Source organism: Photobacterium panuliri (assembly GCF_059920555.1).
The window spans coordinates 2,576,009-2,587,750 of the sequence record NZ_CP197192.1; the positions used below are offsets into that span (position 1 = coordinate 2,576,009).

The 11,742-nt window shown below is 45.8% G+C and carries 11 protein-coding genes and 4 tRNA genes; 4 read left to right on the top strand and 11 right to left on the bottom strand.

Annotated features, from left to right (window positions below):
• Nucleotides 1–78: 78 nt before the first annotated feature.
• From ACSF8X_RS11785 to ACSF8X_RS11830, 10 genes are all read right to left on the bottom strand, one after another.
• Nucleotides 79–1,014: a 5-oxoprolinase subunit C family protein gene (locus ACSF8X_RS11785; RefSeq protein ID WP_500850048.1), complete on the bottom strand. Its 936-nt coding sequence runs from the start codon at nt 1,012–1,014 to the stop codon at nt 79–81.
• Nucleotides 996–1,685, bottom strand: a complete 690-nt coding sequence (gene pxpB, locus ACSF8X_RS11790) for a 5-oxoprolinase subunit PxpB (RefSeq protein WP_500850049.1) — start codon at nt 1,683–1,685, stop codon at nt 996–998. Before pxpB ends, ACSF8X_RS11785 begins: the two co-directional genes overlap by 19 nt.
• Nucleotides 1,682–2,422, bottom strand: coding sequence for a 5-oxoprolinase subunit PxpA (locus tag ACSF8X_RS11795; RefSeq protein ID WP_047877052.1), 741 nt, complete (start codon nt 2,420–2,422; stop codon nt 1,682–1,684). Before ACSF8X_RS11795 ends, pxpB begins: the two co-directional genes overlap by 4 nt.
• A 115-nt stretch (nt 2,423–2,537) precedes the next feature.
• Nucleotides 2,538–4,583, bottom strand: a complete 2,046-nt coding sequence (locus ACSF8X_RS11800; protein WP_500850050.1) for an EAL domain-containing protein — start codon at nt 4,581–4,583, stop codon at nt 2,538–2,540.
• Nucleotides 4,584–5,041: 458 nt separating this feature from the next.
• Nucleotides 5,042–5,626 (bottom strand): HdeD family acid-resistance protein, encoded by a 585-nt coding sequence (locus ACSF8X_RS11805; RefSeq protein ID WP_047877054.1) that lies wholly within the window; start codon nt 5,624–5,626, stop codon nt 5,042–5,044.
• Between the two features lie 153 nt (nt 5,627–5,779).
• A tRNA-Gly gene (locus tag ACSF8X_RS11810) sits at nt 5,780–5,855 on the bottom strand.
• A gap of 3 nt (nt 5,856–5,858) precedes the next feature.
• Nucleotides 5,859–5,945: transfer RNA gene (locus ACSF8X_RS11815), tRNA-Leu, on the bottom strand.
• 72 nt (nt 5,946–6,017) lie between these two features.
• A tRNA-Gly gene (locus ACSF8X_RS11820) sits at nt 6,018–6,093 on the bottom strand.
• 3 nt (nt 6,094–6,096) lie between these two features.
• A tRNA-Cys gene (locus tag ACSF8X_RS11825) sits at nt 6,097–6,170 on the bottom strand.
• 171 nt (nt 6,171–6,341) lie between these two features.
• Nucleotides 6,342–7,283, bottom strand: a complete 942-nt coding sequence (locus ACSF8X_RS11830) for a sugar kinase (protein WP_205626046.1) — start codon at nt 7,281–7,283, stop codon at nt 6,342–6,344.
• Between the two features lie 326 nt (nt 7,284–7,609).
• On the opposite strand from ACSF8X_RS11830, the gene ACSF8X_RS11835 reads away from it, so the two are divergent.
• Nucleotides 7,610–7,810, top strand: coding sequence for a hypothetical protein (locus ACSF8X_RS11835; RefSeq protein WP_047877055.1), 201 nt, complete (start codon nt 7,610–7,612; stop codon nt 7,808–7,810).
• A 13-nt stretch (nt 7,811–7,823) separates the two neighbouring features.
• On the opposite strand, the gene gloA2 is transcribed toward ACSF8X_RS11835, so the two are convergent.
• On the bottom strand, nt 7,824–8,213 hold the full coding sequence (gloA2, locus tag ACSF8X_RS11840) for an SMU1112c/YaeR family gloxylase I-like metalloprotein (RefSeq protein ID WP_500850051.1): 390 nt from the start codon (nt 8,211–8,213) through the stop codon (nt 7,824–7,826).
• 391 nt (nt 8,214–8,604) lie between these two features.
• Between gloA2 and brnQ (ACSF8X_RS11845) the strand changes: the two genes are divergently transcribed.
• From brnQ (ACSF8X_RS11845) to brnQ (ACSF8X_RS11855), 3 genes are all read left to right on the top strand, one after another.
• The gene (brnQ, locus tag ACSF8X_RS11845; RefSeq protein WP_084722127.1) at nt 8,605–9,933 is read left to right on the top strand and encodes a branched-chain amino acid transport system II carrier protein; all 1,329 of its coding nucleotides are present in this window, start codon (nt 8,605–8,607) and stop codon (nt 9,931–9,933) included.
• Between the two features lie 178 nt (nt 9,934–10,111).
• Nucleotides 10,112–10,234 (top strand): hypothetical protein, encoded by a 123-nt coding sequence (locus ACSF8X_RS11850; protein WP_276203175.1) that lies wholly within the window; start codon nt 10,112–10,114, stop codon nt 10,232–10,234.
• Nucleotides 10,235–10,351: 117 nt separating this feature from the next.
• Nucleotides 10,352–11,647, top strand: a complete 1,296-nt coding sequence (gene brnQ / locus ACSF8X_RS11855; RefSeq protein WP_500850052.1) for a branched-chain amino acid transport system II carrier protein — start codon at nt 10,352–10,354, stop codon at nt 11,645–11,647.
• Nucleotides 11,648–11,742 lie beyond the last annotated feature (95 nt).

Genomic DNA, 11,742 nt, shown 5'->3' on the forward strand with positions numbered 1-11,742 from the left:
TTACCACGCTATCTCACTATGTTCAGTTCGGCGCATTCGCAGTGACACTGCTATCTAAAGTTGAAAAGGATTGTATCTCTACACGCCAAAAAAGCGCCCAAAAGCCAACCATTCCTTTTGCAACAGCGGCAAATCCCCTTTCTCAAACCGGATCTCTGCACCGGGCCGAGCCTGTGCCAATAGCGACAAATCAACTTTAGCCACGCAGCCAATCTTCGGGTAGCCACCCAAGGTTTGCCGATCGTTGAGTAAAATAATCGGTTGCCCATCGGGAGGAAACTGAATCGCCCCAAGCGCAATCCCTTCAGAGACCATTTCAGGTACTTCCATAGAGATTGCAGAACCACTGAGCCTGCATCCCATCCGATCACTTTCCTGCCTCACAGTATAAACGGAGTGGTAGAAGCGCTCTTTATCATCAAAAGAAAATAGATGGGACTGGTAAGACTCGATAACCCGCAGCATAATCGGCTGAGAGTAGTCAGGAATAAAACGAAACGACGTCATCCTCCCCACAAAGCCTTGCCATTGTGTAGGATCGGCTTCGCCTAACGGAATAATGTCACCAGCCTCTAATGCCTGCCCATCGACAAGACCACCGAGTTGATTGCGAGGTACTGTCGAGCGACTTCCCAGCACCTCTGGTGTTGCTATGCCGCCACGAATTGCAATATATGCCCTGATTCCCGTGCAAGCATAACCGAACGTCAGCACCTGACCCTTTTTGACCTCGAAGCTCTGCCACAAGGGGCACACATCACCATCCAATTGCGGACTCATATCAGCACCGGTAATCGCCACCAGTAAATCACTGCGCGCATGCAATTGCGTCTGGCCAATTGTCACCTCGATGACAGCACTCGACGATGTGTTACCAACCAAGTGATTGGCCCAGCAGGCCGCATGCAGATCCAAAACTCCGCCTTGGCTCAATCCCTGCTGAGCAACGCCAAAACGACCCAGATCCTGCACCAACGCCAACATCCCGGGACGGATCACTTCCAATGCCGGCATAGCCTCCCCCCCTTGGCAAGAAACACCGCTTTTGTCACAGGCTCAAAACAAACTTCATCTCCCACTTCGACAGGTGAAACTGGATTGGCATGGGGATCAAACAGCGATACGGGACAATTACCGATAATCTGCCAGCCACCCGGAGAGTCCAGCGGATAAACGGCTGTTTGCTGCCCTGCAATCCCAACACTGCCTGCCGGAACTAACTTTCTAGGTGTCGCATGGCGAGGCATGGCAATGCGCTGGTCAACGGAAGCCAAAAAAGCAAATCCCGGGGCGAAACCTATCGCGCATACCCTGTATGTTTGTCCACAATGAATATCAATGACCTCTTGCTCGCTGAGACCGCACTGGGAAGCAAGCATGGGCAGATCTGGGCCAGCCTCGCCACCATAAAATACCGGTAATACTATCTGCCTCCCCAATAACGGGCTGCCATTATTTTCCCAACAAGCCAAAGCGCTTTGAATCATAGAATCAATCATTTCGATAGTGAGTACATCAGCACGGTACTCTATTAGCAGCGAGGTGTAGGAAGGAATGCGTTCAATAATGGCCGGGTGATTGAGCGAATCAGCAACATGCCGTATGAGAGGGATCAGTGACAGATCAATATGGTTACCGAAATAAACAATCGCTGTCGTTTCGGAAACAGGCTGCAATTGAATCATCGCCGAAGATCCTCGTGCAGCTGTTTGACCAGCATGACAGACTCTTCGTTGTCACCATGCACACAGACCGTATCCGCATATAGCTTCAAGCACTGATTGTCGATAGTCGTCACCCAGCCGCCGGCCAGTTCAGCAACCTGCTGGCGAATACGCTCGGTATCATGATACACAGAGCCAGCTTGTGATCGCGGTACGAGCAAGCCCGTTGATTGGTAGGCACGATCGGCAAATGCTTCAAATAACAACGGCACCGCATACTTGGCCGCTTGTGCTATATATTGGCGATTATCAGTACGAGCAAGGATCATCAACGATAATGATGAAGGACGCTGCATATTAAGCAAAGATACCGCAGACAAAATCGCCTCGTAAACCGAGGGATCTGCCATCATATCGTTATACAGCGCACCATGTGGCTTAACATAATTCAGCGTTGCGCCATATAAACGACAAATGGCATCTAACGCACCAACCTGATAGGCCACGAGCTGGGTAATTTCTTGTGATGTATGAGGGATATGCCGACGCCCAAATCCTTGCTTGTCGTCGTAGCCGGGATGCGCACCTATCTCAACGCCATGCACTAACGCCAATTCGACTGTCTTCGCCATATGAGACGGATCTGAGGCATGAAAACCACAAGCCACGTTTGCCATGTCGATCCAAGGCATCGCCGCCGCATCATTCCCCATCTCCCAACTGCCGAAACTTTCCCCCATATCACAGTTAAGTTTCATCGCTATCCCTGCCTTTGTGCTTAGTCATGCTCACAAACCTTGATATCATTCTATTACCATAGCTGACATCAGGCCGCAACATCCTCACAACACAAGAATAGCGATGTGACTAATCTTATTCGGCACGCAGCGCTTCAAGCACATCCTCAAGCGGCTGTGGTCGTGCAATCAGAAACCCCTGTACGATATCCACACCACTGTTGGCGACAAACTCATACTCCTGATCGGTTTCAACACCCTCAGCCACAATCTTACAGTTAGCTATTTCACCAATTTGAGCAACCAGCGGATAGAGTGCCCGCCCCTTGTCCGTAACGGCATCAAGCAACAGTGAACGATCAATTTTCACTTTATCGAACGGGTACTTCAGCAAATGCGGAAACGAGGCATAACCCGTACCAAAGTCGTCCATTGCGACCTTAATACCCTGAGACTGTAGAGCTTCCATCGTCCGACTCAAATGCACATTATCACTGAGTATGGCTTCTTCGGTAATTTCAATCTCTAACCATTGGGGCGAGATCTGGTAATGCTGCAAACGTGCAAGTAAATGATCAACAAAATCAGGCTGCTCAATCGATGCAACCGAAATATTGATTGCCACCCGTCGCTCGGATGATAGAGGCATCTGTTGCATATCAGCCAATACCTGTTCGATAACGGCTTTATCCAGCATCGGCATTGCATTGAGTAACTGAAAATCACCAATAAACGTAGGTGGATATAGCTTACCCGCAGCATTCTTATAACGAATCAACGCCTCGAACGAGCAGATTTTTTTATCACTAACCGACTGCAACATTTGATAATGCATAACAAGTCCACCATCTCGCAACATATTTGCCAATCGCTGCTGTGCCGAAGACTTATTAATACTTGTCGCCGCTGAACTTCTTACCCCATCAAGCAAGTTCTTGAACATGGTTTGTTCCATACTCGTATATTGCGCAACAGACTTGAAGTGTACTGAATATTTCCCTGCAAATTCCTGATAAAATGGTCGATATATAAAAACACCCACGCCAATAATAAATAGTTGCAACAATGCCCCTTCAATATTATTACCCATAGCAACGTAACCACTAAATAATGGCGGAGTCATCCAATTTACAATATTTTCGACTGGCGAGACTAAACCAGATGCAATGCAGGCATAGGTTATTATAAAGCTCACCAAGGGTACCGTAACAAATGGAATAATCATTACAGGGTTAAAAATTATAGGCAGGCCAAACAACAAAACTTCATTAATATTAAATATTACAAGCGGTAATGCAGCTAAAGCCAGCATGATATGGTTGCGGGTTTTAGAAAATAGTAAAATACAAAGCAGCAGACTAATACTATTGCCCGATCCGCCCATAGACATAAAGGCATCATAAAAACCCTGGCTAATGACATTTAGCGAGGCTTCTCCCGCATGCCAGGCAGCCACATTCAGCTCCGTTGCGGCAAACAATTGCTGCTTTGTCGCAAATAGCATGTTGTGCCCATTGATACCAATCGCGCCAAGCAAACCTAGCAGCGTCTGGTAAACCAAACCACCAGTAAATGTCAAAGGATCTGGCTCTACTGTACTGATCTGTTGAGACAAGAAATTGATAGACTCAGCACTGAATTTTGAGAGTATTAATGCAACACACACAAATACAAATAAATGGAGGACCTGCTTCGCCAACTTAGTTGCAAAATCAAGAGACTGCGGTTCAGTTAGTTGTACATTAAATCGAGCACAATAAGCAAATGTAAGTAACGCACTCAATAGCGCTAACAATGGGTTGTTGGGCAAATAATAAGCGACGGATAATGAATCTGTTTCTAATGAAACTAAATATAGCATCACAACAGAGTATATAATTACAATGACGCTACTTGTATTGGTTTTATGTGAAAAATAATAAGCAGAAATAATACAAAAAGATAATGGGTAAATATTAATGAGCAAGTTAGATAGATGGAAAAATAATTTTGCCAACTCACCGTAATGAATAATATTAAGCCCATGGCCCAATAACATAGCTAAAGCATTTGCCAATGTAATTGGTAATAATAGCAATGCAATTGATGATAGATCATATAGATAAGAACGAGCATTATTTTTATTAAATACCGATTCCAAAAAGATCTTATATGAATTATTGAATCTAATACTAATTGTCATAAATTATTAACTACAGAAATAACCTTCAAATAGAAAAACAATCATTATGATGGCTATGTACTTTATTCTTTCTCTCGTACTTAAACCATACTCACAGCTTGCCGATCCATCCTTGAACTTGGTTCTACTGTAAAATGACACCAAAATTGCGAAGATAGTTATTTTATTAATACAAATCAGTATATTATTTATACTAAAAAAGTTCCAGTACAGAATTTTATCATCGCCATGAAAAATACAAATATACCCTCAGAGACTAAGCCAAGCAACGCTTAGCCTCTCACGGCAGCATTAATTTATTAGCATAAGATATTAAAGCAGAAACACAAGAACAAAACAGAGCCGTCTAGAGGGAAAACTCAGCGCACTCACTCCATCCATTTGAACGAATAAAGCCATTATTGCTTCAAACATCTTGGTTGAGCGAAATGCGCTGATATGGTGCGATACTGACTTCACTACCCGCGTTGAGATACCACTTTCTTTAACTGCAATCCCAAAAATACAAAGCTTACCCCTTCGAACAATAGAGATACGCCGACAAACACACCGAGCAGAGACAAGGAAAACTCAGGATCATTTAACAATGAGAAGAAGTAAAAACCGATCAAGGTCGAAATCAAACCACTGACAATTACCCAACCGCTTCCGGATAGCGAACGATGGCTAATCCCAAAAACCATACGGGTAATACCATTGAAAATCATTACTAGCACCATCAGCATAGTAATTGTCACGAGTCCAGCTAATGGCTTAAACAAAATAAACAAGCCACCAACAATATAAAACACAGCCCCCAGCACATACCACAGCTTGATACTCCAAGGGGTTATGCTAAAAGTATGATATGCCTGTACCAATCCGCTAAATAAAAAAATGGCCCCTACTATTGTCGTAATCGTCACTCCTGCCATCACAGGTAGACTCATAGCAGCAATACCAGCTAACGATACAAGGATGCCGACAATAACAAACCACTTCCAGCTTTTAGACAGAAAGGATGAATTGCCAGATTGAGCAGGCTCTTGAATAGAATTAGACATTTTATACCCCAGGGTTTTATAGAATACCCCTGAAGTCTAGAACAGTTATGGAATAAATCGTAATTCGATGTATTAAAAGTAAAATTACAAAAATAGCAGGTACTGAGAAAGAGATATTAAAAAGCCCCGTCATTACTGACGGGGCTTATAATTTGGAGCGACACACGAGGTTCGAACTCGTGACCTCAACCTTGGCAAGGTTGCGCTCTACCAACTGAGCTAGTGTCGCAAATGGTGCCCCGGGCCGGACTTGAACCGGCACGACGCGAACGTCGAGGGATTTTAAATCCCTTGTGTCTACCAATTTCACCACCAGGGCACGCAAATTCTTTGCGGTGCCTGAAAGGATGCACCATTTGATACCGCCGATTTCGGCCATATCTTAATTATTTGGAGCGACACACGAGGTTCGAACTCGTGACCTCAACCTTGGCAAGGTTGCGCTCTACCAACTGAGCTAGTGTCGCAAATGGAGGCGCGTCCCGGAGTCGAACCGAGGTACACGGATTTGCAATCCGCTGCATAGCCACTCTGCCAACGCGCCTCTGAATAACCTAGCGAACCATTGCCGCTGGGGTATGCCGTGCATTCTACGCAATGCTGCTTATGAGTCAATAAAAATTTTATTTAATTATCGCCAACTGACTGATATATGAACAATTGATCGTGAAGAGTACGCATTTTGCCCATACAGCCTCCCCCTTTCAAAGATCAATCACAGTAAAGATGTCATCGCTGTAGCAGGAATAATCGCGCCAGGATGCTGGATAACTATCGATGCCAACCGATGTCCCAGTTCTGCAGACTGTTTTTCATCCACCCCACTCAGACGTCCAGCTAAATAACCCGCAGCAAAGGAGTCACCAGCGGCGCAAGTATCAACAACATTGCCAATATCATTAGCATCAACATAAATACGCCGAGGTTTAGGCGACTGCAAATGGCTAACAACTTCACAAGGATCACTGCCACGCTTTATAACCACTTCATTGCAACCAAAACGGCAACAGCGGGCGACTATATCGTTATCACCCCAAACCCGTTGATCATCCTCTTCCGTCATCAAAGCGATATCAACAAATGGCAGTACCTGCGAATACCAGTACTGAGCTTGTTTCTCCGTCCATAGCTGGGGCCGGAAATTATTATCAAAAAGAACTTTACCGCCAAGCTGACGATGCCTATCCAGTAACGTCACTAACGTCGCTTTGGCATCTTCAGCCAAAATAGCCAGGCTTATGCCGCTAATATACAGAGCATCGAACTCGTTACGGTCAATCGCCTGCTCCAGTGGAGTCGCGGCTGCCGTTGAAAAATAAAACTTAGCGGCGCTGTCATTCCTCCAATAATGGAAATGACGTTCACCATTAGGTTCTGTTTCAACTAAATACAATCCCGGCAGCTTGTTTTCTAATTTCCGCACCATATGGGTATCAATCCGTTCCCGCTGCCAAGCCGCCAGCATTTCCGCACTAATATTATCAACCCCTAAGGCCGTAGCGTAGCTCACTGATATGTTGCGACTAATACCTAATCTCGCCAAATAAAGCGCGGTATTAAGCGTATCGCCACCGAAAGTGCGCTGTAGCGGCTGCCCGCTGAGCTCAACCATACACTCACCAAAAAAAGCCACTTTCACATAATCACCTTCATTCATTCGATTATCTTTAAAGCGTAATGGATTATCCGCACCTTACATCACCACAAGTCTCTGCAATTCGATGACTTTTAGAAGATTATTTTGCATTACATTTTAACAAGTTGAAAAATACATCGGCATGTAATAGTCCACCAAGATTATTTTCATACTACCCCCGATTTTTCTCACTTGTCGTATTAATCACCCACAAAATTTCATTATTTATCATTGCTCATTAACACTCTGTTTTTATTGCGTTTTAGTGTCGAAATTCCTTCCTATCGTGCAATTCGATGTGTATGATCCAGCCATCATTTTCGTGCCACAATGGATTAGGCCTGTTTATGAACTTTACCTACCTCATTGAGGGGACGTTATTTGCCCTGATCGTTCTGTTGGTATGCCTTTCCATCGGTGCGTTTTTTATCATGGCAACCCTAAAACCCCAAGATGGTGATAACGTGACAGAATCACGTATCGAGTTTGGTTTTTATGGTGTGGCAAGTCTGGCATTTGCCGCCTTGCTGGCAGGTATAATCTACTAAAGCAAGTCACTTCTCAGTGGCCATATTGATAAAGCTCTAGTGGCAGCCCGTCTGGGTCTTGGAAAAAGGTGAACGCCTTCCCCGTGTACTCATCCACCCTAACGGGCTCAACCCCTATCCCTTTCGATGACAGGTACTGCGCTACCCGTTCAACATCCTCCACGGCAAAAGCCAAATGCCGTAACCCACAAGCCTCCGGATAGGAAGGCCGCTCGACGGGTGAGGGGAAAGAAAACAACTCCAATTGACTACCATCAGGCAGTTGCAAGTCTAACTTCCAAGAATCTCTAGCCTCTCGATAATGTTCAGCAATAATCTCCAATCCCAAAATATCAACATAAAACGTTTTTGAACGCGCATAATCAGAACAGATCACGGCAACATGGTGAATGGCTTTCAACACAACTTGCAACCTCTTAAAAACGTCACTTACTACCTCAAAATACTCATTTCGGCGAAAATGTCTTTGGCTTAATGCAAATTTAATCACCATTAAGTGTTTACATTTCGAAATATAATTTATATGTTAAATAGGAATCCGATACTTATGTCTAGGAAATGACCATGCTCAACCGCCAATGCCGACAATCTGTTTGCGCAACTGTCTTCAGGACAGGCGGGACATCTGTATCACATAACATTATTGCTGCTATTCTAGTGATTATTAACTAGGCTGGCGGCTATACCCGTCAGCCTAGCTGACGGGAGAATCATCATATCCATCCTATTCTTTCATCAGCTTATCTGACGGTCCAAAACAAAACTGAATAAATTCAGTAAGAGGACTAGTCCGAATGAACAAACACAACACACTCGCCATAGGTCTTATGACCTTTGCACTGTTTCTCGGTGCGGGCAATATCATCTTTCCCCCATTCCTCGGCCTTCAAGCGGGTACCCACTTTTTACCGGCCATGCTCGGTTTCTTAATTACAGCCGTTGGCCTACCAGCCCTGACACTGATCGTTCTAGGACGCCTAAGCAACAGCCAACAGCTTACTGCCGCACTACCTGCACCAGTGGCCACATTATTTTGGGTATTGCTGTTTACTGCCATTGGTCCGGCTTTTGGTATGCCCCGCGCCGTTACCGTCGCCTACGAAATGGGTATAGCGCCATTCGTTGGCTCAAACATGTTGCTACCGTTTTCCATTGCGTTTGTCAGCTTGACCCTGATACTGGCTTTTCAACGTGGGAAACTCGTCGATTACATCGGAAAAATTATGACTCCGTTGTTAGTCACTTTACTCGCTATACTGGCTATCGCTGCTTTTACCCACCCAATCAGCCCAATGGCTGCACCAACAGGTGACTACCAACATCAAGCACTGACCCAAGGCTTAATTCAAGGCTATATGACAATGGATGCCATCGCCGCGGTTGGCTTTGGCTGGGTCATCATCAAAACTATCCGCGACAAAGGAGTCGCATCTCGCCAAGGCCTGTTTCGTTCTACGATTCAAGTTACCATGATCTATGCGGTACTGATGTCAGCCTGCTACCTTGCAATGGGGTACGTTGGCGCAACGTCCTCCGGTGTAGCTGGCGGCGCTGAAAATGGCGGAACAATCCTATCGCTGTACGTCGCCAAGCTTTTCGGTATCTATGGCCAATACCTACTTGCTGGCATTATCGTCATGGCCTGCCTAACGACAACCGTTGGCCTAACCAATGCCTGTGCCGAGTACTACCAGCAAACATTCAATGCCCCATTCTCATTTACATCGTTTATCGTATGCCTTCTTACAGGCATTATTGCCAACTTCGGCCTCAACCAAATTCTCGCAGTCAGCCTGCCTGCCATTCTGATACTCTGCCCTGTCGCTATCGCGCTTGTCATAACGGCACTATTCATCAAAGCGGAGCGCAATATGCGCAGTGTTTACCTTGCCACCGTTACCGTGACTCTATTTTTCGGTATGCTTGATACCCTGCATATCCTCGACAAACTGCCAGAAAGCCTCAACACATTATTTAGCCAATATTTACCGCTTTATGGCGCTCATGCCAGTTGGTTCTTACCTTGTCTCGCATCCCTGTTCTTTGCCCGGCTATACCGACACAAATTACCTTGTGTAGCCCTCAAAAAAAATAAAGCAGAATACAGCACTACCGAGCAGTAACCCCCTTCTACCACATGCCGCTGGCTATTGCTGGCGGCCCATTCATTTGATCCCTTGGTATATCGCCCACTTAACCAGCACAAAACTCTCGCTTTGATAAATTTCTCAGTTTGCGGTTTACAGCACCCGTAAATACTTATATGTTGTATCCGTTGTTCGCAGAAGGAATAAAAGCATCATGCTTATTCATACTAAATCAAATGCATTTCTTGCCCATTCGGCACTGGCACAAGCCCAGAATGCACTTATGCGTGCAACACAGACAGTCGTCGCTGTCGTCGTCCTAGTCATCGTTATCTAGGCTGGCGGCCATTTCCGTCAGCCGGGCTGACGGAAAGTAAGTATCCCTTCTCTTATCTCTCCTTTAGCCACTGACGGTCCTAACCCAAATTTTTGGAATGCAAATACAGGACTTGTAATGAAAACAAATGACATCTTGGCTATCGGCCTCATGACGTTTGCCATGTTCCTCGGGGCTGGCAATATCATATTTCCCCCGTTTCTCGGCCTTGAAGCTGGAACCCAGCTATTGCCGGCTATGGCAGGTTTTTTAATCACGGCCGTTGGCCTGCCCGCATTAACCCTCATTGTTTTTGGCCGCTTGAGCAGCAGCAATCAGCTGACCAACCCGCTACCTAAGTGGCTGGCTACGCTAATCTGGGTTTCGCTACTCACTGCTGTTGGACCGGCCTTTAGCATGCCTCGAGCCGTCACCGTGGCCTACGAAATGGGGATCAAGCCTTTTGTTACTGATAACCACCTTGCCCTGTTTTCAACACTTTTTTGCCTGCTCACTCTATTGCTAGCCTTCTACCCAGGTAGACTTGTCGACTACATTGGCAAAATCATGACACCAATGCTGATCCTAATGCTGTTTGCTTTAGCTATCACCGCGGTAATCAATCCCCTTGCACCACCTTCTGTTCCGCGCGGTGATTTTGCCGATATGGCTCTTACCCAAGGGTTGGTTCAGGGCTATATGACAATGGACGCTATCGCAGCTGTGGGGTTTGGCTGGGTGGTTATCCGAGCCATTAACGACAAAGGCGTAACCGCAGAAAAAACCGTTCGCCGTATTACCTTCAAGGTCGCGCTTATCTACGCTTTCTTGATGAGCCTATGCTACTTGGCTATGGGTTATGTAGGGGCAACATCATCACCTATTGCAGCAGGTGCCAGCAACGGTGGCGAATTACTAAGCCTCTACGTAGCTCACGCATTCGGTGGCTATGGGCAGCTACTACTGGCTGCAATTATTATCATGGCATGTTTGACAACGACTGTAGGCCTTACAAACGCCTGTACCGAATACTACCAGCAAACATTCAATGTACCGTTCCGTCGCAGTGCCACTATCGTCGTTGTGATTACAGGTCTTATTGCCAATGTTGGCCTTGACCAAATCCTCGCTTTGAGCCTGCCTGCCATTCTGATTCTATGCCCGGTGGCCATTGCCCTGATCCTTGCAGCCCTGTTCTACCCAGGGGACAAGAAATTTAAGCGAACTTATGTCGCAACAATCGTAACCGCCTTTGTTTTCGGTAGCTTAGATGCCATTAGCATTCTTGATAAAATGCCACCGTCACTCAACGAAACATTTAACCAATGGCTACCGCTCTATAGCGCCCACGCCAGCTGGTTGCTGCCATGCTGCATCGTGCTGCTAAGCCAGAAAAAGTGGTTGGTTCCGAGTCTGAAAAAACACACCGCATAAAAATAAAAACAAACACAACAAAAAAAGCCTGCCATTTAACATGGCAGGCTTTTTTAAGTGTCACCCCATATCTGGGCGGGTTAATGAAAATAACC

Excerpts from the sequence above, each read along its gene's own strand:
- ACSF8X_RS11785 (WP_500850048.1), bottom strand. The coding sequence starts at position 1,014 with ATGCCGGCATTGGAAGTGATCCGTCCCGGGATGTTGGCGTTGGTGCAG.
- pxpB (WP_500850049.1), bottom strand. The coding sequence starts at position 1,685 with ATGATTCAATTGCAGCCTGTTTCCGAAACGACAGCGATTGTTTATTTC.
- ACSF8X_RS11795 (WP_047877052.1), bottom strand. The coding sequence starts at position 2,422 with ATGAAACTTAACTGTGATATGGGGGAAAGTTTCGGCAGTTGGGAGATG.
- ACSF8X_RS11800 (WP_500850050.1), bottom strand. The coding sequence starts at position 4,583 with ATGACAATTAGTATTAGATTCAATAATTCATATAAGATCTTTTTGGAA.
- ACSF8X_RS11805 (WP_047877054.1), bottom strand. The coding sequence starts at position 5,626 with ATGTCTAATTCTATTCAAGAGCCTGCTCAATCTGGCAATTCATCCTTT.
- ACSF8X_RS11830 (WP_205626046.1), bottom strand. The coding sequence starts at position 7,283 with ATGAATGAAGGTGATTATGTGAAAGTGGCTTTTTTTGGTGAGTGTATG.
- ACSF8X_RS11835 (WP_047877055.1), top strand. The coding sequence starts at position 7,610 with ATGAACTTTACCTACCTCATTGAGGGGACGTTATTTGCCCTGATCGTT.
- brnQ (WP_084722127.1), top strand. The coding sequence starts at position 8,605 with ATGAACAAACACAACACACTCGCCATAGGTCTTATGACCTTTGCACTG.
- ACSF8X_RS11850 (WP_276203175.1), top strand. The coding sequence starts at position 10,112 with ATGCTTATTCATACTAAATCAAATGCATTTCTTGCCCATTCGGCACTG.
- brnQ (WP_500850052.1), top strand. The coding sequence starts at position 10,352 with ATGAAAACAAATGACATCTTGGCTATCGGCCTCATGACGTTTGCCATG.